26 protein-coding genes and 1 tRNA gene are annotated in these 21,818 nt (G+C 38.0%); 10 read left to right on the forward strand and 17 right to left on the reverse strand.

What is annotated here, in order from left to right; translation table 11 throughout:
• Complete coding sequence (locus ACOKFG_RS02265) at positions 1 to 708, reverse strand: SDR family oxidoreductase (RefSeq protein ID WP_298792497.1); 708 nt, start codon at positions 706 to 708, stop codon at positions 1 to 3.
• 167 nt (positions 709 to 875) lie between these two features.
• Between ACOKFG_RS02265 and ACOKFG_RS02270 the strand changes: the two genes are divergently transcribed.
• Together ACOKFG_RS02270 and ACOKFG_RS02275 are read left to right on the forward strand one after the other, a co-directional pair.
• On the forward strand, positions 876 to 1,847 hold the full coding sequence (locus tag ACOKFG_RS02270; protein ID WP_298792499.1) for a phosphotransferase: 972 nt from the start codon (positions 876 to 878) through the stop codon (positions 1,845 to 1,847).
• Positions 1,844 to 3,133 carry an ADP-ribosylglycohydrolase family protein gene (locus ACOKFG_RS02275; protein ID WP_299487227.1) on the forward strand — a complete coding sequence of 430 codons (1,290 nt, stop codon included), beginning with the start codon at positions 1,844 to 1,846 and terminating at the stop codon, positions 3,131 to 3,133. Before ACOKFG_RS02270 ends, ACOKFG_RS02275 begins: the two co-directional genes overlap by 4 nt.
• Before the next feature lie 121 nt (positions 3,134 to 3,254).
• On the opposite strand, the gene ACOKFG_RS02280 is transcribed toward ACOKFG_RS02275, so the two are convergent.
• Complete coding sequence (locus ACOKFG_RS02280) at positions 3,255 to 3,818, reverse strand: hypothetical protein (RefSeq protein WP_299487224.1); 564 nt, start codon at positions 3,816 to 3,818, stop codon at positions 3,255 to 3,257.
• Between the two features lie 450 nt (positions 3,819 to 4,268).
• Positions 4,269 to 4,460 (reverse strand): hypothetical protein, encoded by a 192-nt coding sequence (locus ACOKFG_RS02285; RefSeq protein ID WP_299487221.1) that lies wholly within the window; start codon positions 4,458 to 4,460, stop codon positions 4,269 to 4,271.
• A 241-nt stretch (positions 4,461 to 4,701) separates the two neighbouring features.
• Here ACOKFG_RS02285 and ACOKFG_RS02290 point away from each other — a divergent pair, with 241 nt between their 5' ends.
• Positions 4,702 to 5,613 carry a hypothetical protein gene (locus ACOKFG_RS02290; RefSeq protein WP_299487218.1) on the forward strand — a complete coding sequence of 304 codons (912 nt, stop codon included), beginning with the start codon at positions 4,702 to 4,704 and terminating at the stop codon, positions 5,611 to 5,613.
• A 137-nt stretch (positions 5,614 to 5,750) separates the two neighbouring features.
• Here ACOKFG_RS02290 and ACOKFG_RS02295 read toward each other — a convergent pair.
• Both ACOKFG_RS02295 and ACOKFG_RS02300 read right to left on the reverse strand, forming a co-directional pair.
• Positions 5,751 to 5,824 (reverse strand) — tRNA-Ala (locus tag ACOKFG_RS02295).
• 64 nt (positions 5,825 to 5,888) lie between these two features.
• Complete coding sequence (locus tag ACOKFG_RS02300; RefSeq protein ID WP_298792504.1) at positions 5,889 to 6,683, reverse strand: universal stress protein; 795 nt, start codon at positions 6,681 to 6,683, stop codon at positions 5,889 to 5,891.
• Positions 6,684 to 6,736: 53 nt separating this feature from the next.
• Here ACOKFG_RS02300 and ACOKFG_RS02305 point away from each other — a divergent pair, with 53 nt between their 5' ends.
• From ACOKFG_RS02305 to ACOKFG_RS02320, 4 genes are all read left to right on the forward strand, one after another.
• Positions 6,737 to 7,237 (forward strand): GNAT family N-acetyltransferase, encoded by a 501-nt coding sequence (locus ACOKFG_RS02305; protein WP_422861782.1) that lies wholly within the window; start codon positions 6,737 to 6,739, stop codon positions 7,235 to 7,237.
• 12 nt (positions 7,238 to 7,249) lie between these two features.
• Positions 7,250 to 8,584, forward strand: a complete 1,335-nt coding sequence (locus tag ACOKFG_RS02310) for an MATE family efflux transporter (protein WP_298792508.1) — start codon at positions 7,250 to 7,252, stop codon at positions 8,582 to 8,584.
• A 33-nt stretch (positions 8,585 to 8,617) separates the two neighbouring features.
• Entirely contained in the window at positions 8,618 to 9,385 is a 768-nt protein-coding gene (locus ACOKFG_RS02315) for an enoyl-CoA hydratase/isomerase family protein (protein ID WP_422861783.1), read from the forward strand.
• Positions 9,386 to 9,523: 138 nt separating this feature from the next.
• Positions 9,524 to 10,282: a UDP-2,3-diacylglucosamine diphosphatase gene (locus tag ACOKFG_RS02320; protein ID WP_298793536.1), complete on the forward strand. Its 759-nt coding sequence runs from the start codon at positions 9,524 to 9,526 to the stop codon at positions 10,280 to 10,282.
• Here the strand turns inward: ACOKFG_RS02320 and ACOKFG_RS02325 are convergent.
• The 6 genes from ACOKFG_RS02325 to ACOKFG_RS02350 form a co-directional block, all read right to left on the reverse strand.
• Positions 10,279 to 11,535, reverse strand: coding sequence for an MFS transporter (locus tag ACOKFG_RS02325; protein WP_298792512.1), 1,257 nt, complete (start codon positions 11,533 to 11,535; stop codon positions 10,279 to 10,281). The genes ACOKFG_RS02320 and ACOKFG_RS02325 overlap by 4 nt on opposite strands.
• A gap of 6 nt (positions 11,536 to 11,541) precedes the next feature.
• Positions 11,542 to 13,230: a single-stranded-DNA-specific exonuclease RecJ gene (gene recJ / locus ACOKFG_RS02330; RefSeq protein WP_422861784.1), complete on the reverse strand. Its 1,689-nt coding sequence runs from the start codon at positions 13,228 to 13,230 to the stop codon at positions 11,542 to 11,544.
• 70 nt (positions 13,231 to 13,300) lie between these two features.
• Positions 13,301 to 13,591, reverse strand: a complete 291-nt coding sequence (locus tag ACOKFG_RS02335) for a GIY-YIG nuclease family protein (RefSeq protein ID WP_422861785.1) — start codon at positions 13,589 to 13,591, stop codon at positions 13,301 to 13,303.
• 8 nt (positions 13,592 to 13,599) lie between these two features.
• On the reverse strand, positions 13,600 to 13,758 hold the full coding sequence (locus tag ACOKFG_RS02340) for a hypothetical protein (protein WP_422861786.1): 159 nt from the start codon (positions 13,756 to 13,758) through the stop codon (positions 13,600 to 13,602).
• A gap of 57 nt (positions 13,759 to 13,815) precedes the next feature.
• A complete protein-coding gene (locus tag ACOKFG_RS02345) occupies positions 13,816 to 14,709 on the reverse strand; it encodes a haloalkane dehalogenase (protein WP_422861787.1) in 894 nt (297 codons plus the stop codon).
• A 2-nt stretch (positions 14,710 to 14,711) separates the two neighbouring features.
• Complete coding sequence (locus ACOKFG_RS02350; protein ID WP_422861788.1) at positions 14,712 to 15,137, reverse strand: OsmC family protein; 426 nt, start codon at positions 15,135 to 15,137, stop codon at positions 14,712 to 14,714.
• A gap of 55 nt (positions 15,138 to 15,192) precedes the next feature.
• Between ACOKFG_RS02350 and ACOKFG_RS02355 the strand changes: the two genes are divergently transcribed.
• Positions 15,193 to 15,795 (forward strand): carboxymuconolactone decarboxylase family protein, encoded by a 603-nt coding sequence (locus ACOKFG_RS02355; RefSeq protein WP_422861789.1) that lies wholly within the window; start codon positions 15,193 to 15,195, stop codon positions 15,793 to 15,795.
• A gap of 280 nt (positions 15,796 to 16,075) precedes the next feature.
• Positions 16,076 to 16,654, forward strand: coding sequence for a DinB family protein (locus ACOKFG_RS02360; RefSeq protein WP_422861790.1), 579 nt, complete (start codon positions 16,076 to 16,078; stop codon positions 16,652 to 16,654).
• A gap of 171 nt (positions 16,655 to 16,825) precedes the next feature.
• Here the strand turns inward: ACOKFG_RS02360 and ACOKFG_RS02365 are convergent, their stop codons facing one another.
• Positions 16,826 to 17,740 carry an AraC family transcriptional regulator gene (locus ACOKFG_RS02365; protein ID WP_299170817.1) on the reverse strand — a complete coding sequence of 305 codons (915 nt, stop codon included), beginning with the start codon at positions 17,738 to 17,740 and terminating at the stop codon, positions 16,826 to 16,828.
• Positions 17,741 to 17,970: 230 nt separating this feature from the next.
• Here ACOKFG_RS02365 and ACOKFG_RS02370 point away from each other — a divergent pair, with 230 nt between their 5' ends.
• Positions 17,971 to 18,555, forward strand: coding sequence for a Crp/Fnr family transcriptional regulator (locus ACOKFG_RS02370; protein ID WP_298792530.1), 585 nt, complete (start codon positions 17,971 to 17,973; stop codon positions 18,553 to 18,555).
• Here ACOKFG_RS02370 and ACOKFG_RS02375 read toward each other — a convergent pair.
• From ACOKFG_RS02375 to ACOKFG_RS02395, 5 genes are all read right to left on the reverse strand, one after another.
• The gene (locus tag ACOKFG_RS02375; protein WP_299170821.1) at positions 18,552 to 19,127 is read right to left on the reverse strand and encodes a uracil-DNA glycosylase family protein; all 576 of its coding nucleotides are present in this window, start codon (positions 19,125 to 19,127) and stop codon (positions 18,552 to 18,554) included. The two genes, ACOKFG_RS02370 and ACOKFG_RS02375, sit on opposite strands and share 4 nt — an antisense overlap.
• A 148-nt stretch (positions 19,128 to 19,275) precedes the next feature.
• Entirely contained in the window at positions 19,276 to 19,629 is a 354-nt protein-coding gene (locus ACOKFG_RS02380) for a hypothetical protein (protein ID WP_422861791.1), read from the reverse strand.
• Between the two features lie 31 nt (positions 19,630 to 19,660).
• On the reverse strand, positions 19,661 to 20,131 hold the full coding sequence (locus ACOKFG_RS02385; protein WP_299170825.1) for a YHS domain-containing (seleno)protein: 471 nt from the start codon (positions 20,129 to 20,131) through the stop codon (positions 19,661 to 19,663).
• A gap of 184 nt (positions 20,132 to 20,315) precedes the next feature.
• Entirely contained in the window at positions 20,316 to 20,669 is a 354-nt protein-coding gene (locus tag ACOKFG_RS02390) for a hypothetical protein (RefSeq protein ID WP_298923666.1), read from the reverse strand.
• Positions 20,670 to 20,761: 92 nt separating this feature from the next.
• The gene (locus ACOKFG_RS02395; RefSeq protein ID WP_422861792.1) at positions 20,762 to 21,814 is read right to left on the reverse strand and encodes a helix-turn-helix domain-containing protein; all 1,053 of its coding nucleotides are present in this window, start codon (positions 21,812 to 21,814) and stop codon (positions 20,762 to 20,764) included.
• Positions 21,815 to 21,818: the final 4 nt, after the last annotated feature.

Consider the following 21,818-nt stretch of genomic DNA (forward strand, 5'->3'; position numbering starts at 1 on the left):
CTACTTTAAATCAGGTCGCGTAGGACGTACTTCTATTTTACTGGGCAATGTTCTAGGATGCATCTGCAATAAGTCGACTACAAGCTTTCCTATGTCTTCTGCTTGTATTTTCCATGCATCTTTCTCCGATGGTTCGTTTCCATTAAAATGTGTTGCTACAGAACCGGGCATTATGGTGGTGACTTTAACATTGTATTTTCTCAAATCCAGCATAGCCGCTTGGGTAAATCCAACCACCCCAAACTTAGTGGCATTATATCCCGCTCCCTGGGCAAAAAAATTGGTTCCTGCCAAACTGGCCAAGGTCATATAGTAACCTTCTGAAGATTTTAGGGCTTCAACCGAGGCTTTCAACGTATGGAACACCCCATTCAAATTGGTATTGATCATCTGGTTCCATTTATCAGCTTCCATTTCATCAACGGGTGCAAAATGGCCAACTCCGGCATTTGCTAGCACCACATCCAAACGACCCCATTTATCCAATATCTGTTGCACAGCACTTTCTTCATCTTCTAAAACGGTGACATCTGAACAAAGGCCTAACACATTTTCATTCCCTAAAGTTTTCATCGTAGCTTCGACACTTTCTATACTTCTTCCGCTAATTGCAACTTTCATTCCTTGTTGCAGCAATGATACTACAACTCCCAGTCCAATTCCTTTTGTGCCTCCGGTGATGTAGGCGACTTTATCTTTTAAATCCATCCAGTTTGTTTTAAAATCCAAAAATCGGTAACATTCGTCTGTAAACCAAAAAAACGAAGGGTCCATGTCCTTTGCAACCTATTGATTTTGAAATTTGAAAAAAAGTCACATCGCCTCAGACATTTTGTTTTAAAAACTATCTTGCAGATTACATAAAATAGTTAGGCTTGTTTCTGATAGATGAACATATATCCTTTAGTATCCTTGAAAATTTTCTAAGAGATAAAAATTGGTTGCAGGAAAACGAGCAAATTACATCTATTTCCAAAGCCGGGGAAGGCAATATGAATGTAGTACTTAGGGTCAAAACCAATATACGGAGCTTCATTGCAAAACAATCCAGACCCTTTGTTCAAAAATACCAACAGGTTCCGGCACCCTTGCATCGAATTGAAGTTGAGCAAAAATTTTACAAAGCCATACAAAAACCATCTCTACAGCAGCACTTGCCAAAAGTTATTGGATATGACACCAACTCATATATGTTGGTTTTGGAAGACTTGGGCCAATGCGAAGATATGAGCACAATCTATCAAGCTCGTTCCATTTCTGGTAACGTTCTCAAAAAACTAATTACGATAGTACAAGAGATTCACCAGGCCGAAGTTCCGAAAGGATTCCCTTCAAACCTTGAAATGCGGAACCTAAACCATCAACATATTTTTGAACTACCCTTCATATCGGAGAATGGATTTTCTTTGGACGATATTCAGGAAGGTTTACAAGAACTTTCTGAACCCTATAAAAAAGACCTCTCTCTAAAAAAGGAAATTGATAAAATAGGAGTCCGTTACTTAGAGCAAGGAGATACACTCCTTCATGGTGATTATTACCCCGGTAGTTGGATGACGACAGAAGAAAATCTATATGTCATCGATCCCGAATTTGGGTTTGTTGGGTTTCCTGAATTTGATTTAGGTGTAATGGCAGCTCATTTAATTATGGCCACTGGCAAACAACACTATTTGAACGAAGTAATAACTGCTTATACTAACGCGGTAGATGCCAAATTAACTGCACAAATAACTGGAATTGAAATCATGCGCAGAATTATAGGGTTAGCACAGCTTCCTTTGGAACGGACTTTGGACGAAAAAGAATATCTTTTACAATTAGGGCATCAACTTATTTTATCATGAGAACATTTTTTACAGTCTTAATTTTCGGAATACTGATGACGGGCTGCAAGCCCAAAAGTCAAAAAATTGATATCCCAGCGCCTAAAAACCAAGCCTACGTAGAGGACTTCTTGAATTTAAATGACACCGTTTACTATGATAAGGTCATGGGAGCTTTGGTAGGTTCGGCAATAGGAGATGCTATGGGCGCCTCAACTGAAATGTGGCACAGGAAAGACATCCAACTGCAATATGGATACATTAATGGCCTTACACCGCTTGTGCGTGATCAATCACCGGAAGGTCCATGGGCACATAATCTTTTGGCAGGCGCTACAACCGATGATACTCGATGGAAATATCTTATGGGCAAATACTTTCAAAGCCATAAAGAAGATCTATCAGCTTCAAATTTCGCCGCATTCATAAGTTCCTATCATAGCTCGTTGACCAATGAACTTGGAGAGAAGAGCATTCAAAAAAATCCAGATTCATTGGATGCACAAATTGAAAAAATCGACTGGATCAAGGAATGGGCTAAGGTTGCCACAGCTTTTCAAAAGGATAGCAAAACCTATGTGGAGGCGCAAAACAGATTTTATGGGGGTGAAATGTCATGTGCCGGACAATTGTACACCTCAATGTTTGGATTAATTGCCAAAAGTCCTTCTGAGGCTTATGAGCTAGCTTATCAGCATAGTCTTTTTGACATTGGCTATGCCAAGGACATCTCTAGTTTAGTATCTGTTTTGACTCACATGGCAATGCGTACCCAAAGCATGGATTCTATTCTTAATACCGTTGCTTTTGTCGATCCCAAGAGATATCAAGATAGCAGATTGATTGGTAGAATTCCTTATGCCTTGTTGGACAATGCGCAAAAAAGTGTACGTAGCATTAAACAGCAACTATTGGTAGATTCATTAATTGTCCAGGATTCAATCACATTCAAAATTCCCAAAGGATTTGAAGGTAGCCCAACTAACTGGGCAAGACAGGAGATGGTTTATCAAATGTTGGAAAAGGAACAAAGGGCCATTGCTTTCCATTCGGCAGAAATCTGGCAAATTCTGGTAACAGCCTTGGAATTTGGTCAAGGTGATTTTGAAAAAACTATGCAATTTATAGTCAATTATGGCAGGGATAATGATACAGTTGCCGCTATTGCCGGTATGATTCTCGGTGCAAAAGTTGGTTATCACAACCTTCCAGATGATCTAAAAGAAGAAGTGCTTCGGGTTAATAAAGAAAATCTTGGAATTGATTTAGAAGCTTTGGCCAGGGAAATAGCCTCGATAGAAAAATAAAAAAGCTCCCAATTTCTTGAGAGTCGTTCTTTTTTAAATCCGGAGAAGAACCCCAGAATCAAATCGGTGACCTCTTTTCCAATTGAAATGACTGTCTCAATATTTTTAAATCTAACCCTATTTAATCTATAGGTAATTTAAAGCTTGGCCATTTTGTATAAATATCGCCGATATTTTTATTTGTAGAGTCCTTCAAATATTGAAGCTTAGCTTTCTTTTGAGTATCGCTAATGATTAAATCATCTTTAACCGACCGAAGTTGATACATGTAATGATATATATATGATGCATATGCTTCAATAAGGTCAGGGTCATTTTTTCCTTTAAAATATCTCTTGGCTAATGCAAAAGCTGCAATAGCAAAGGCACAAATAATCGGAAAAACTTGAAAACCTGGCATGTTCAATGTAATTAGCTTCAAATTGTTAAGCGATAATAATATAGCGGCCGATAATCCAACCACTATTGTAACTGAATCAATTATAAGCTGCCAGCCTTTTAACTTCTCTTTTCTTTTACCAAGTAACCACCCTAATCTTTCACACTCATCAGCAAGTTCGGAGATTTTACAATGACTCTTCAAATCACTAATCTGTCCATTGAATTCTTTTCTGTTTTCCCCATTCTCATGCATCCTATCCCGATACTTAATGGCGGTTCCATTTTCTAATATTTTTTTTCCCATTTCTTTACTATTTATACATTCCAGGATTTCCTATTGAATCTATCCAGGTACACATGCAATAAAGAACACCCAACAAGACTAATTGCATAATTAAACGACTATGGTCTTGATGTCCAATATATCCCGCGTAAGAATTAAAAACTGGTATGAGGTAAAAGAAAAGGCACGTAATGATATAAGCAGCCTTAATTTTAAAGCTGGCTGAAGTGATGAGCTTTTTTAATCTTTTTTTCTGCCAAATAGAAAAAGAACCAAGGATCAAGAACGCGGCACAGGATTGCCAATCTAATCCAAAGTCAGATCTTAGTTTGTAGGTTAGATGTAAAGACCCTTCAATGGTAAAAAAATACTGTATTAATGATGGCCAAGTTTTGGGATGAAGAACGTAGTAAAGGATTTTTGATTTCATCTCGGTGTATTTTTAATACAGCCTTGACAAATCCACCCTATTTAAACGAGAAAGGCAATCTTCTCAATGGGGTTAGATCTAGCTTTTGGCTGTTGGTTAATCAATTCTTTTTGGGTCAATTGTAAATTCTCCTTTTCAGATAGCATTTCTGTTGTCAAATAATTAGTTTCTCGCTTCGATTTGAAATTCCAATCTTGATATTTCGGAATTTCTTGGGTTCTAGTAATTACCATAATAATATGATTGTTAAAATGTTATTTGTTTCAATATACGAAAAAGTTATATAACTTGTAACATTAATACTAAATATGAGTTAATAAATTATAATTATTAGCTATAACATTTAATAGAATTATGTTATTTTCATCGAATATTTATGTTAATTAACTATACGAAAACGTTTTCGTAAAGTTTTTTGCTTAATTTTAGAGCAGTAAGATCCAAACTAACCAATCACCAAAAAAAAAATTTATAATGACGCCCAAATACTTTTTATTCACCAAAATCCATTCCCATTTCGATGACAAACTGTTCAATGGTCAAACAGAGCTTGTTTCTTGTATCTTAGATGAAGAAGGAGTAATTAACGAACAAGAAAGGGCAGACAGAACTAAGAGTTTATATGTTATCCTAAACAGCGTGATTAATGGAAAAAGGAAACTTGGCAAAAAATTAGAACGCCCTTTCAGACGTGTTTTAGAATCTAAGTTTACTTCTCACCCTCAAGGCCAATCCAACATAGACCGTATTTTTACTTCTTTAGAAAAGGCTTATCAAGAAAATTCTGTTAAAGGCAAAAACGCTGAGAAGGATAAGGTCCTAAAATCTCTCGGCACATTTTGTGAAGCGGCAAATAATGCCTCTGAGATATTCATTGCAATTTCGCAACCCATTGAAACAACTGGCACCAAAATAGGTGCCAAATTTATTGAGTGCATATCGGAGAATTTAGCATTATACGATGATTCTGGCAATCCCAAGAAATATACTTATATCGTACCGCAACTTGAAAATGGCACCCATAAACAAGCTATCAATCTTTGGGGGGCTATTTATGAGGCCAATAAGGATATTGTCTCCTCTTTATATGACAAACTCAATAACTCTAATAACAAAGAGTATATAAGGGTTTTCTCTATTCCATTTGAGGAAAAAGCTTTTATGCTCCCCGCAGTCTGTTTTGATATGGATTCATTCCACGAACAGGCATGTACCGTCTATTTGGAAAATGGCCAGTTAGATATTACCAAGATGCATAATGAAACATTAGAAGTATGGAAGAGCAGCATACATGAGATTACATCGAGAAATTCTTATGAAAATTATGAATGTAAATTCGATGAAGCGTTTGAAACCTTATATGCCAAAGACCTGGCATATGCTTAAAGTTTTTTACTCCCCTGCTTCTCTATGACTACTTATATACATCTTTTGTTTAGGGTATTGGTCGAGAAATTCTATTTTTTGGGAGAAATAAAAAACGCCTCAGAAACGAAACTCCTCTGAGGCATCTTTTATATTAGTGGAGAATACCGGAGTCGAACCGGTGACCTCTTGCCTGCCAGGCAAGCGCTCTAGCCAGCTGAGCTAATCCCCCATAGAGCCCCGCAAAGGAAAGACATTTTTATAAAGTTTCAAAATCGAAGCTTCTTATCTTCTTGCTATTTTTTTACGCTCAATACCAAAACTGGAATAGGAACAAAAAATTCGGATTTTAACACGGTATTCTTTTCCCAAAGCTTTTTGAAAAAGCCTCGTTTTCTTCTAAAAACACACAATAGATCGGGTTGTTGTTTTTGAAAATGTTCCAACACTCCCAAATACGTTGTGCCCTGTTCAGTAATGATCAGCTGTTCACTAATATCCAAAAGTGCCGTGTTTACCTGAAGATCCTCCTCAGAATAGCCAGGCCTCTTCACCAATAACAGGTTTATTTTTGCCCTAAATTTATCCTTAATAGCAGCCAAAGGATTCAACACCCTATTTCTTTTAAGAATTCCAGACCCAAAAGCCGTCAATATACTTTTAATAGGTTTGAATATTGTGCCTTTTGGAACAATCAATGTTGGAATGTTGGTTTGTTTCACAATTCTTCCAGTGGTATTGCCTAGATAAAGCTCTTCCTTAATACCGTTACTTCGAGGTGCTATAATAATTAAATCAATGCCGAGCTCATTGTTTATATCGTTCAAACCATCAATAATATCACCGTTATATGTAGCTATCTTAAGTTCTACATTATTGGCGTTTACCTCATCTATAAGTTCTTTGATATGTTCCTTACTACTTTTAGCTACCTTTTCTTTGACATTTGCCAAACTGCCCGCGGATGAAGTAACTGAAAACACGTCCATAACAAAAACCTTTGCTCCAAAATTGGATGCAAAATCAATAGCATATTGAAGTGTCTCATTTGCGTTCGGTGACGTGCCTATGGGTACCAGTATATTATTCATTGTTTGGTGGTTATGATTATAGTTTAAATTTACAATTTAATTGAAACCAATCCATGATTAGATATGCAAAGATATCCGAAATCGATGATATCATGACCATTACACGTGCTTGCGCAGATAAAATGATTCAAAACGGTATTTACCAATGGAATGAGCATTACCCCACCAAAAGTGCGTTTTTGAAAGATTTGGAAAGAAAAGAGCTTTATGTAAAACAATATGAAGGTAAAGTCATCGGAGCAATAGTAATTTCCACACATATGGATGATGAGTATATGCCGATTGAATGGCTCACACCAAATGGAAATAGCACCTACATCCATCGCGTCTGCATCCATCCTGATTTTCAGGGAATGGGATATGCCCAAGAGCTTATGGATTATGCAGAAGCATATTCTCGCGAAAACAACTTCAAATCAGTTCGTCTGGATACCTTTTCCCAAAACAAACGAAATCAACGGTTTTACGAACAACGAGGGTATCAACGATTGGGTGATATTTTCTTTCCAAAACAAAGTACTCATCCTTTTCATTGTTATGAATTAGTGCTGTAACTTGCACCGACTTTGAAGACCGTAGTTAACTTTAAATCCATAAACCAGCTTGCAATTCCGGCAACAATTTCTGGTATTGCGGAACCCATTCTTTCCATTACCGATACGGCAATTGTCGGGAATATTCCAGTAGATGGACTTGAGTCCTTGGCCGCAGCTGGAATTGTAGGTTCTTTTCTATCCATGCTCATATGGGTTTTGGGACAAACACGAAGTTCTATCTCGGCAATAATTTCCCAATATCTGGGAGCTGGAAAGTTGGAAGAAGTAAAAAATCTACCCGCCCAAGCCATTTTTTTCAACATCTTATTAAGTATTGTGCTATTGCTGTCCACAATTTTTATTGTCGAAGAAATTTTTAGTCTGTTCGAAGCAAGCGGGAAAATTTTGCAATACTGTATCTCCTACTATTCCATTCGAGTATGGGGGTTCCCTCTCACGCTGTTCACTTTTGCCATTTTCGGTATTTTCAGAGGACTCCAAAACACTTTTTACCCCATGGTTATCGCCATTTTGGGTGCAGTTCTAAATATTATCTTGGATTTCATCCTTGTTTATGGTGTTGATGGACTTATTCCAGCTATGTACTTGGATGGAGCTGCATGGGCAAGCTTGATAGCCCAGGCAATAATGGCCATTCTAGCCTTTATTCTATTGTTAAAGAAAACGGACATCAGTCTAAAGCTTGTTTTTCCTCTAAACAAAGAGCTTAAACGATTGGTCTTTATGAGTCTTAACCTGTTTGTCCGGGCATTGGCTCTAAATGCGGCTTTGATCATTGCCGTCAGAGAGGCGACTGCCTTAGGCGATAAATTTATCGGAGCCCATACCATTGCAATCAACCTATGGCTGTTCGCCGCTTTTTTTATTGATGGATATGGAGCCGCAGGAAATAGCATGGGAGGCAAATTGTTGGGAGCAGGTGATTACAAAGGACTTTGGAAGTTGGCTAAGAAAATCATCACTTATGGCATGATTGTAAGTCTTATTTTAATGCTTTTCGGATTTGTCTTTTATAGGCCTATCGGGCACATTTTTTCAAATGAGACGATTGTTTTGAATACGTTTTATGGAATCTTCTTCATTGTCATTCTAGGACTTCCCATGAATACCCTTGCCTTTGTTTTTGACGGCCTTTTTAAAGGATTGGGCGAGATGAAATATTTAAGAAACGTACTACTTACTGCCACTTTTTTGGGCTTTATCCCAACCTTGTATGTTGGCAAATATTTTGGTTGGGGATTTTATGCCATTTGGATTGCATTTGTAGTTTGGATGATGATTCGAGGACTGGCTTTGGTGTGGAAATTCAGAAGAAAGTTCAAACCCTTGGTACAAAACAGTTAATTTAGTGTTTTAAAGAATTGATAACCACAACTAATGCCTACGGACAGAACTAACGGAAGCCTCTATACCAAAATCGAAAATCGAATTGCATTTGTTGAGTTTGGGCATCCGGCCAGCAACTCATTCGTTTCAGAATTATTGGCTCGTTTGGCCAATGAATTTGATAAACTATCCGAAGACAAAGAGGTTTCATTGATTGTATTGAAATCTGAAGGAGAGCGTGCTTTTTGCGCAGGAGCATCCTTTGATGAATTAGTGGCTATTTCTAATCTTGAGGAAGGAACTGCCTTTTTCAGTGGCTTTGCCAATGTAATCAATGCTATGCGAAGATGCAGTAAACCAATTTTTGGAAGAGTTCAGGGCAAAGCAGTAGGTGGAGGAGTCGGATTGGCTTCGGCTTGCGATTATGTATACGCCACAGAGGCGGCATCCATTAAGCTATCCGAAATTTCTATCGGTATTGCACCCCTGGTCATTGCACCTTCCGTGGAGCGAAAAATTGGAAAGGCAGGATTGGCAGAACTCTCTTTAGCCCCAACGGAATGGAAAAATGCCTATTGGGCAAAAGAAAAAGGATTGTTTTCCAAGGTATTTGATTCCATAGCAGAAATGGATAAAGAGCTAGACTTCCATGTCCAAAAATTAGCGTCAAATAATCCAGAAGCTCTCATCAAAATGAAAAGAGTGCTCTGGGAAGGAACCGAGCATTGGGATTCCTTGTTGGTGGAACGCGCTGAGGCTTCAGGTAGACTTGCTTTATCCCCAAATACTAAAAATGCCCTTGAAAAATTTAAGAAGTAATATTTATGGACATACTTTCTTTGTTAAACAGTGATATTGTTTTTCCATTATTGGCCCTTTTGGTCATCGTAGTTTATATTGTTACAAGAATCAGAAACCGCAGAAGGTTTAAAAGATAAAACAGTGTCAGTTTCCAACATCAATCTTCCAATTAACAAAAAGGTCTACTTTGCCAGTGATAATCATTTGGGCGCACCTACTTCAAAAGATAGTTTGCCAAGGGAAAAGAAGTTTGTAGCTTGGTTAGATGCTATAAAAGAGGATGCAGCAGCCATTTTTTTGATGGGTGATCTTTTTGATTTTTGGTTTGAATATAAAACTGTCGTCCCCAAAGGGTTTACTCGAACATTGGGCAAGCTTGCGGAGCTATCCGACATGGGTATCCAGATTACTTATTTTGTGGGCAACCACGATTTATGGATGAACGGTTATTTTGAAGAAGAGCTCAATATTCCAGTGTATCATAAACCGCAACAATTTACCATCAATAACACTTCATTCTTTATTGGACATGGTGATGGTCTTGGGCCAGGAGACAAAGGTTTTAAACGAATGAAAAGAGTTTTCACCAATCCATTGTCCAAATGGTTGTTTAAATGGTTGCATCCTGATTTAGGAGTGCGTTTGGGGCAATATTTGTCCGTAAACAATAAAATTATTTCCGGAGATGCGGATGCCTCTTTTTTAGGAGAGGATAAGGAGTGGTTGATTCTTTACGCCAAACGAAAACTGGAAACCCAGCATTACGATCATTTCATATTTGGACATCGACATCTTCCCATGGAAATAAAACTCAATGAGACATCTACCTATACCAATTTAGGGGATTGGATTTCCTATTTTACTTATGCCGTTTTTGACGGAGAGAAACTATCCTTGCAAAAACTGGAAGACTAGTCTTTTTCATGTTCCTCAATATCTTTTTGTAAATCCAACTTTCTGAATTTGGGTGATGCCAATGCAGTTGCTCCCACCGTTAACAAGGTCATACACCCTCCAAAAACCACAGCCGGAACTGTTCCCAAAATTTTAGCGGCCAATCCACTTTCAAAAGCACCCAATTCATTGGAAGACCCTACAAAAATCGAGTTCACTGAAGCCACCCTTCCTCTCATATTGTCGGGCGTCTTTAGCTGTAAAATCGTCTGACGAATAATCATAGAAACACCATCCACAGCCCCACTTAAAAACAGCGCAGCTACCGAGACCCAGAACAAGGTGGAAACCCCAAAAACAATAATACAAATACCAAAAGCGAAAACCGCCAACAATAATTTTTTACCAGCTTTCTTATGCAATGGAAATCTTGTGGATCCCAACATGGTTATGGATGCCCCTACCGCAGGTGCCGCACGCAAAATACCGAACCCTTCGGAACCTACATGCAAAATATCTTGGGCATAAATTGGCAATAGTGCAACAGCTCCTCCAAATAACACTGCAATCATATCCAAGGTTAGGGCACCAAGAATAGCGTTGCTGCTAAACACAAACTTTAGACCATCTTTCAAACTTTTTAAGACAGGTTCCCCTATGTTTGGATTCAGGATTGGTTTCCTTGAAATCTTTAAAAGAAAGAGCAACGCCATGAGCGAAAATGCAAAAATGACGCACATAGACCAATGCACCCCAATCCAACTAATCAAAAATCCTGCACATGCTGGACCTACTACCGACGCCAACTGCCATGTGGAACTACTCCATGTCGCTGCGTTTGGATAAATTTTCTTGGGTACAATCAATGCAATCAATGAAAAAATTGTTGGACCGATAAATGCTCGAACCAATCCACCTAAAAACACTAAAAAATAGATACTGTACAATATGGTCGACTGACTGACGGAGGCTTCCAAATCGGGGTCGCTTATCAAAAACAGCCCAAGACTTATCACAGAGAATCCTAAAATACATTTGATCAATAGGTTTCGTTTTTCTTTTTGGTCCACCACATGTCCCGCAAAAAGGGCCATTCCAACAGCCGGAATTATCTCCATCAATCCAATGATTCCTAATGACAAAGGGTCTTTGGTCATGGAATACACCTGCCACTCTATCACAATAAATTGCATGGACCATGCAAAGACCATGGCAAAACGAACCACTAAAAAAATATTGAACTCTTTATAACGTAAAGCTGCGTATGGATCCATGAATGACTATCGAATATCTCTGAGTTTAAGTTGCAAATTTACTTGTCCGTTCCATTCATTTTCATCCAAGGAAAAAACAGCATCAAACGAATTTTTGTTTTTGATTTTGTCCAATTTTCCTCCTAAATTAAAACCAATGGCCCCAATGGCGGTAGATCCTTTTTGAAAAGCAGACAATTTTAAATGTTTTTCATCCTCCCCTACACCCTTGGCGTACCCCGTATCCTGAATTTTCTCAGCCATAAATATTGGTGTCATATTTCCAGGACCGAAAGGTGCAAACTGTTTTATGATTCGCATAAGCTTATCATCAATTTGGGGTAGCTCAATCTGTGCATCAATGGAAAGTTCTGGTTCCAACAGTTTTGGATCTATAGTTTCGGAAACCACCTTTTCAAACTTGGCCTTAAAATTTTCATATTGTTCTTCGGCCAATGTCAATCCTGCTGCATATTTATGTCCTCCAAACTGCTCCAAAAAATCGGAACATCTTTCTAAAGCATTGTAAACATCGAATCCTTTTACTGATCTGGCGGAAGCGGCCAACTTATCTCCACTTTTGGTAAATACGAGTGTTGGGCGATAGAAGGTTTCAGTAAGTCGAGAAGCCACAATTCCAATGACACCTTTGTGCCAGTTTTCATTGTATACTACGGAAGTAAATCGGTCTTCCTCTCCATTTTCCTGGATTTGTTGTAACGCTTCCTCAGTTATTTCTTTATCCAGGTTCTTCCGATCTGCATTAAACTGTTCTATTTCTGAAGCAAACTGTTGTGCGACTGCTAGATCTGTTTCTTTCAAAAGGTTTACAGCGTGTTGTCCATGTTTCATTCTTCCGGCAGCATTAATCCTTGGAGCAATAATAAAAACGACATCTGTTATGGTAAGTCTATTTTTTTTGATTTGATCTATAATGGACTTAAATCCAATTCGTGGGTTGCTGTTGATTACTTGCATGCCATAATATGCTAGAACGCGGTTTTCGCCAGTAATCGGAACAATGTCTGCTCCAATGGCCGTGGCCACCAAATCTAGATATGACGCTAAATCTTCTATGGTTTTCCCACTTTTTGAAGCTAAGGCTTGAATCAGCTTAAATCCTACTCCGCAACCACAAAGTTCTTTATAGGGGTACTCACAATCCTCTCGTTTAGGGTCGAGAATTGCCACAGCTTCTGGCAATGTTCCCCCAGGTCTATGATGATCGCAAATTATAAAGTCTATCACCTTTTCTTTGGCATAAGCTACCTGTTCAATAGCCTTTACGCCGCAGTCCAAAGCGATAATCAAAGAAAAATCGTTGTCCGAAGCAAAGTCAATACCTTTCAAGGATACTCCATACCCTTCAGTATAGCGGTCGGGAATATACGTGGCAACATTGGGATAATTTTCTTCCAGAAAAGAGGATAAAAGCGCAACGGCGGTGGTACCATCCACATCATAATCGCCGTACACCAAAATATTCTCGTTGTTCGCAATAGCAGCATCAATCCGCTCCACTGCTTTATCCATGTCCTTCATCAAAAAGGGGTCATGTAGATGTGAAAGTTCAGGACGGAAAAAGTTTTTGGCTTCTTCGTATGTGGTTATTCCACGTTGTAACAACAATTGAACCACTGTGCTATCAACCTTCAGTTCAGCTGAAAGTCGGTTAATATTCTCTTGGGCAGGTTTGGGTTTTATGGTCCATCGCATGGTATTTTCTGATTTGGATAAACGTCAGTTCGAGTGTTTCGAACTTGCTTCGAAATGTATCGAGAACAAGTTATCGAAATTTCTTTTTAGCTAGGTTTGGGAGTGAATTATAATTTTCTTGAATCAAAGCTTCCTTTTTCGCTCTTGACCATTTCTTTAGTTGCTTTTCCTTTTCAATGGCCATTCTGATATCACTAAATTCAGCATAAAACACCAATTTAACAGGTCGTCTTGAATAGGTATAGCTCTTTACGTGTGTTCCAGTTTTATGTTCTTGAATCCGCTTTTCAAGATTGGAGGTAACTCCAGTATAATACGTGTGGTCGGAGCATCTGAGCATATAGACATAAGAAACTTTCATTCTATGTCTCAAAAACTTCTCGATACAATTCTGACCATATCAGAATCACTCGAAGTGACATTAGCGATGTTAACTGAAAAATCCGAAGGGAATCCCTTGCAAAATAAAGCGATACTAGCTACCAACTCAACAAACCTATCCTCTAAATCAAACTTTTTGTCGTTCATAATTTCTATGATTTGATTTTGAGGTTGAAATTGTAATTAAATGTAAGGTTATTTCTTTTACTTGAATTTAATATTTAAATCACCTTTGATAAAGGCATCAATATATTGGGCAATTTCTTCTCCTTTTTCTTCCTGTAGAAAATGACCGGCGTTTTTAATTATAATTTTTTGTTGCTTATCCGAAGAAGGAATTAATTTATAAAAGAATTTCTCCAGTCCACCCAATATTTTGTCCTTATCAGAAAATAAAACAAGTGCAGGTTTATCCCATTTTGACAATACCTCCCTGGCCTTTTTCATAAACGGAACAGCTGGATTCTTTTTATTCCCTGGAACCAAAGAGGGAAAAGCTCTTGCTCCTGCTTTGTATTTTCTATTCGGATAAGGTGCGTCATAGGCTTTCAATACTTCTTTTGGCAAGGCTTCATGACTTGCATATTGAATTAGTTTTCCAACCGGAAGCGATGGATGGTATCGCGCGAACCAAACCCAAATTTTAAACGGAAGTTTCAACTTTTTCCCGATAGGCAAAAAAGTATTCAATATCACCACTCTTTTAAACCTTTCGGGTTGTTGCCCAAGTAATCCAAGCCCCAATAATCCTCCCCAATCCTGAACTACTAGCGTAATGTTGTTTAGCTGAAGTTTATCACAAAAATTTACCAGCGAGTCCAAATGAAGCTTATAACTGTATTCTTTCCAATTAACGGGTTTATCTGATTTTCCAAAACCTAAAAAATCAGGAGCAATAAATCTATAGTTTTTCAACACCGGTATAAACTTTCGGTATAAAAAACACCAGCTCGGCTCTCCATGCAATGCCAGAATCACCTCACCTTCTCCTTCGTCAAGGTAGTGCATCCGCATATTCTGAAAATCAACATAGTTTTCTTTAAAATTGAAATCAGGTAGATTTTCAAATCGGTCCGAAGGTGTTCTTATGGCTTCCATAACTACTGCTTATGATGAAAAATCGTTTTGATTTCCATTTTTGCAAATCTTCGGAACATTTCCATTACCCCACAATATTTTTCAATAGAAAGATCAACTGCTTTTTTAAGCTTCGCCTCGTGTAAGTTTGATCCGTGAAAATGGTATTCTATGGTCACGGCATCATAGTATTTTGGATGCTCATCAGTTAAATTGGCAATGGTTTCAATGGAAAAATCATCCACCTCCAACTTCATTTTTTTGATGAGTGAAGCTACGTCCAATCCTGAACAACCGGCAAGTGCAGAAAGCATCAATGCCTTTGGACGAAAACCTTCTCCGTTACCTCCGCTTTCTGGGCCGGCATCAATCTTTAAATTGAGTCCTGAGGGGTTATTACTTTCAAAGGCCATTTCGCCTAACCATTTGGTGGTGATATGATTTGTCATGCTATTAAATTTTTGTTTCTTGTAGCCTTCAAAAATACGATATAAAACCGCACCTATGGCATTAGTAAATCCACTTGACCCCAACTACGACCCAGAGACAAAAAAGCTTGCCGAATTCTTTAACGAAACTCTTGGATTTTGTCCGAATTCGGTGCTGACCATGCAATATCGGCCCGCGATTTCCAAGGCATTTGTCAATATGAATATGGCCGTTATGGCCAATGAGGGACGAGTAACATCTGCCCTAAAACGTATGATTGCCTGGGTGAGCAGTAATGCTACCGGATGCCGTTACTGTCAAGCGCATGCAATTCGCGCCGCGGAACGTTATGGAGCAGAACAAGAGCAATTGGACAATATCTGGGAATACCGAACCCATGCTGCTTTTTCTGATGCGGAACGTGCAGCCTTAGATTTTTCATTGGCCGCCTCGCAGGTTCCAAATGCGGTTGATGCAGATATCAAAGCACGTTTGTACGAACACTGGAACGAAGGTGAAATCGTAGAAATGCTTGGGGTGATCTCATTGTTTGGATACCTCAACCGTTGGAACGATTCAATGGGTACTTCCATCGAAGATGGTGCCGTAGAAAGCGCAGAACAATATTTGGGAAAAACCGGTTGGGAAAAAGGGAAGCACGACGGGAGTAAATACTAGATGTTAGAAATATAAAACTACCACAATGCCTTTAGATGAAATTCGTCAGTTTGAGTGAATTTCATCCATCAAATGAGTGAAATTTGTATCGAAAACAAGAATTTCATCTCAAAAGTGGTTCTCGATACGATTTTTCATTCCTCAAAATCACTCGAACTGACGTTTTATAATGTTTTGGGTTAAAATGGACTACGGGTTGTTATATATCATTTCTTGATTTGCATCAACGTTTATTACAGGGCTATAACTGAACTTTGTTTCCATCAAAAAACGAATAGTTATGGCAAGCTTAATCCTTACTTCTGAAAATCAAATTCAGCGTTTAAACCATATTTTACATAAGGTAAAATCGCTTCAGGAATTAGATGCTTCGCGATTAACCACTCCTCCGCATTCAAAAGCATGGAATGTTGTTGAGGTCATCGCGCATTTGAATATTGCTTATGGAATCTACATTCCCAAACTGGATGAAGCTTTTACCAAATTGCCCGATGTTGATTCTGGTGCTTCTGAATTCAAGGCACGGGCATGGCAAAAAATTGTAATTGCCGGCCAACGACCCAAAAATGGGGTGCGGAAATGGAAAATGAAAACCCTTAAACGGTTTGAGCCTTTGCTAGACAATCAGAGTTTGACCCAAGAAAAAATAGACGCGATATTCGAAGTCTTCTTTGAGCGTCATGCCCATCTTAAGGAGGCTATCCTGAAAAGCAGAAATAAGGATGTAACCCAGGTAAAGATTACCTCGGCCATCGGCCCTATTGTCAATTTTTATTTGCCGGAGTGTTTTGAGTTTTTGCTTTGCCATTTGGAACGACATATGGTACAGATTGATGAGATTTTGAGACAACACTGTTAAAAACAACCCGTTTTCTATTGCACTTATCGGCCAACTATCATCCGTAAGCTGGACTTTTCAAATTTCTACTAAAGTATCTTATAGTACCAGTCTTTGCAAATAGCTCGGTTAGTGCGGCCGGCTAGGCTTATGGATGATAGTGTCTGTTAGCTGCTGGTTTTTGTCAAAAAATTATAATTTTTTGACAGGAACGCAAATATCGACTTTAAAAACCCCGTCTTCAGGCTCTTCAGGATACAATTCGAAACAAGCTCTGTCATCGGGTTGATATCCGCTTATTGGAAACCACTTTCCCATAAGCCAATCCCAAGCCTGTTGAAATTCATCGGCTTTTACTGTGAATCTTGCAACTACATATTTTCCTTTTTCAAGAACCATTTTTCCAATCTCTCCATCAACCGAAGTGTTTTCTGGTGCAGTTAAACAAACACTTGTTCTTAATTTACTTTTGTCAGCAACATTTACATCGTCGTGATAAACAATGGCCGTTTGGAAATCTCCGTTGTCTAAAATTCCTTTTGGCCCAGCCCAAGCAAACAGTTTACTGAATAATCTTTCGAATAATTCCGAATCTCCTTGATAAGGTCCAATGTGTCTTAAATAAACCACGGGAATGTTCGGTAATTCCTTTATTTCAATACTTTCGTTATTTTTCATATCTACTTTCCATTTAATTGATTTCGTTTGGTTACAAATGTAAATGGAAGGTGTGCCAACGCTTTTATCTTTCGTGCTATTCACTTTATTCAAATTGCTATTTTTCTTTTTGAATGAAGTTGCAGAATCGTTGAAATGTGACTTAAAGTTTTTTGAGAATACAGGCAAACTTTTAAATCCACATTTGAAAGCTATGTCAGAGATTGTATCGTTTCCGTGAATTAATAGCGATGCTGCTTTTTCAAGTCGAAGTCGAAGAATCAGTTGAAATGGTGTTTCGCCTGTAATGCCTTGAAATATTCTGCTGAAATGAAATTTTGAGAAGTTGGAAATCTTTGCTAATTCCGACAATGAAAAATCGTTGTCCAGATTCTTTTCGATATGGTCAATTACATTGTTTATTCTGTATTTGTATTCATTGTCAATCATTGTGTTATTCCAACTTGCAGGTAACGTTTAAGATATTGCTCGTTTTAATGAGTTATATCGACCGATAAGTGAAGTTCGGGAAATTTTACCTAAGATTCAAGCACAACTTGATGGGTGCCAATTCTGGTTTTATAAACAATTTCTTTTCTTATACACCTCTTCCTAAAATTTGGGATGACAACCAAAAAAGGAACAATTTGGATTATTTTTGAGAAAACCTTCTTTCCCGAATGGATGATGAAACTTTTCTTCGCCTAAAGGCATTTTTCCCTCAGGTCGCTTTGACCGAAAAAGAAGAACATCATTTTAAATCGGTTTGGTCCGTAAAGACTTTTAATCAATACGACCTCATCACGGAAGCCGGAAATATTGAACGCTATTTCTATTTTGTGTTGGAAGGGGTCCAGGCCATTTACATTTTAAACGAGAAAGGGGAAAAAGTGGTTCTTGGGTTTTCGTATTCGGGAAGTCCCTCCGGAGTGTTTGATTCATTTATCAACAAACAACCTTCGTATACTTTTTTAGAAGCACTAAAACCATCGCAAATGTTGGCGATTTCATTTAAAGACTATCAAGATTTGTTTGAAAAGTACCCCGGCTTTTATAAGTGGGGTCATGAATTTTTTCAGCAGATCTTATTTGGAAGGTTAAGTAGAGAGGTAGAACTTTTAACCCTTTCTGCCGAACAGCGCTATATCGCTTTTATGCAACGGTGCCCTGAAGAGCTAAAAGTGATTCCTCAAAAATATTTGGCCTCCTACCTTAACATGAAACCCGAAACTTTTAGCCGATTACGATCCGGTACTTCGTATTAAGGGTTCAATTGTTTTGAAATATGCTCCTGCAGTTTAGGGATAACCTCAACTTCAAACCAAGGATTCTTGCTCAACCAAAATCGATTTCTGGGAGAGGGGTGCGGTAATACAAAATATTCAGGTGCGTAGTTGTCATAATTTCGAACTGTTTCGGTCAAATTCTTTTCCATTTTGTTGCCTAAATAATGACGTTGGGAATATTGTCCGATTAAAATTGTCAATTTTATGTTAGGCATTTTATTCAGTAGTAATTTATGCCATAAGGGCGCACATTCTGTTCTTGGTGGTAAATCACCAGTTTTTCCCTTTCCGGGATAACAAAACCCCATCGGCATTTGGGCTATTTTGGTTTCGTCATAGAAGATTTCATCAGTAACACCCATCCACCTTCTCAATTGCTTGCCGCTCTGATCATCCCACGGAACACCGGTTTGGTGCACTTTAGTGCCTGGAGCATGACCAATAATCAAAATTTTGGCCTCGGGGTGCCCAGCCACTATAGGCCTTGGACCTAAAGGAAGGTGTTCTATGCATACTTCACATTTACGAATATCCGAGAGTAATTGTTTCATGTCTGTTAAATGTATAAAAAAGCCAAGAGTAATTTTAAACCCCAAAGCACATCAATCCTAAAATCGATGTGCCCGGAGCCATAACCAACCAAAATCCTTAGTTGTTTTATGTGAACATGGTGTTACCCTAATCTACCATGTTCTGGTGCTAAGCACTTACTTCTGCTTTATGAAGGCTAACTACGGTTAGCACGGCAATTCCATTTATCCAATAGTAATAGGCGTCTATTCCTTGAAAAGACAGTATAAAAGGCGCCAGAATAAATACTATGGCAACTATAAAGTCAACCAACAAATGAAACTTATAGGGAATAACTTTAAAAGCTCCCAAGTGATGATCTGTTAACAAGGTCAGCGCAAATGCTGCAATTCCTGTTGCTACCGAAAGTTGTAAAGCCAACGGGTTAGAATCACCCAACCCTAGTAAGAAGGGTAGTACTATTAATGCAACAGCCACAGGATAATCTAAAAATGCGTGAATTCTTTTGGTTATGAATTTCATGACTAAAAATTTTAGCGATTATTAAAATGTTCTAGTTATGCGTCTTACCCAATTTCTTCCAATTGGTGTCAGCAACACTTTTTAATTTTGCATGGTTGTTTTCTGCAAGCCAAAGTTGTTTTGCATCCAACTCTACATTGTTCAAATACAAGTAGTATTTTCCATCTTTTACAATGAATTTAGTTGGGTCTACTCTGAATTTTGCTCCGGCATAGGTACCAAATGCACAGAAACCACCATATTGAGGTAAATACTTGGAAGGATTTTTATCAAAAGTTGCCTTTTGCTCTTCTGAAGTGAAATAATAAACCACTTTTTTGTGCTCAGATTTATACGCTTTGTTCCCTCTCTGGGCCAATCCCAAATCCAAGTATGATACAGGGCTATAACCTGCAAGTGCAATATTACTATTGTCAATATTATTGGCCATTTTGTCTTGAGCCGATAAATTTGTAGCAAATGTTAGTGCTACCATTACTATAGATAATTTTAAAATTTTCATTTTGCTTTTCTTTAAATATTTATTTGTTTGTTTTATTTAATATGTCTTTATCCCTACTGATATTTCTTCCCTTCAATCCTAATTGATAATACCATCTGGACCTAATAAAAAGGGCGCCAAAACTGGCATCACTAATACCACGTAATCGAGTTTTAGGTTTAATATCAGGGAAAGACGGGAACATTTATTGGGCGTTGAAATATTCTTCTTGAACTACTTCTCCGTTGTTGTTCCATACACGACGAATGATTTCGTGCCAGTAGATTTTGCTATCGTCCTTCATATTGAAATCAAAAGTGAATTCCGAAGCTGATACATTTCCATCTACAATAGTATGGTGATGGGTAATCCCATTTACTTGAGCGATTGCTCCCGCGAAGCCTTCCATTTTTTCGACCATTTGTTGTTTGTTTGTGGTCGCTAGTCCATTATAGTCAGACGTTGTGGCGTCTTCTGCAAAAAATTGTTTTACTGCATCTACAATGGCTCCTTTGCCTACAATGCCATCCATTTCGGTGGCTAGTGATTTAATATCCATTACTTTTATTTTTAATGATTAAACAAATTTTAGTTTGTAATTACATTGCAAATTTCAGAATGGAATGCCCTCTAAGAGGTACAAAAAAGACGCTAAAAATTGTACTTTTTGATTTTGTAATCGGTAGGAGTACTTCCTGTATAATTTTTAAAGAAGTTTGAAAAATGGTTCGCCTCTTCAAATCCAAGTTTGTAGGCAATGTCCTTGACGGAAGCTTCTTGGACAAGTAGTTTTTTTGAGGTAGAAATCAACTCGTTTCGAATCAGCTGACCTAAAGAAGCGTTCATTTTTGCTCTGGTTTTTTTGGAAAGTGCCTTGACGGAGAGATTCATTTTGTCAGCATAAAACTCAAGGTTTCGCTGCTCAGCATGATGATTTTTTAGTAATTCGATAAGGTTCTTGGTGAAGGTATCGCGGTTTTCATAATCGAAATCGTTTCGAAATTCTGATGGGGTCTGTCCCGTAGTATTTTTAAATACCCTGTTAAAATATGCTGGATCTCGATACCCTGTTTCGTAAGAGACTTCTTGAATGCTTTTGTCCGTAAATGCTATTTTCTTTTTGCTCTCCATTAATCTTTTATTAGAGAGCAAAGCTCTAATAGATAGACCTATCTTATCCTTCACAAGCGCTTGGGCATTGTATCCGTTTTCCAACATTAATGCCGACAGGTCATTGTTGTTGAAATTGCCATAATATTCCTTATCGATAATCTCCTTAACATCAAAAATTATCTGATATTCTTGTTTGCTTGCCTGAAAAGGATTTTGCCAATACCATTGTTTGGAAGAAATATCAATAATTTCAGAAGTATTCTCTGAAAACACCGTGTTGGATAAATACCTTTTGCACTCCTCACATTCGTTGAAGTTGATATATCCCAACGAAATTAGATGTTTGAAGAGCACCCGTACTTCTTTCTTTTCAAAAATGGTCTTGTTTGGAAATTCTATTTTTCTGACAACGAAATCATCCGAAAAGAACTTTATGTATTGTCCTTTCTCTAGGTAGATGGCCTTATCTTCCCAATCTGTATAGTTTTTAAAATCAACCTCGATGGTTCCTGAACCAGAAATAATATGAAGTAGGGTATACTTGTTTATAAAGTACACCTTGTTTATCTCAGGAAGTAATTTCTCTACCACTTTG

Source organism: Flagellimonas rhodophyticola (assembly GCF_049332665.1).
Taxonomy (GTDB): Bacteria; Bacteroidota; Bacteroidia; order Flavobacteriales; family Flavobacteriaceae; genus Flagellimonas.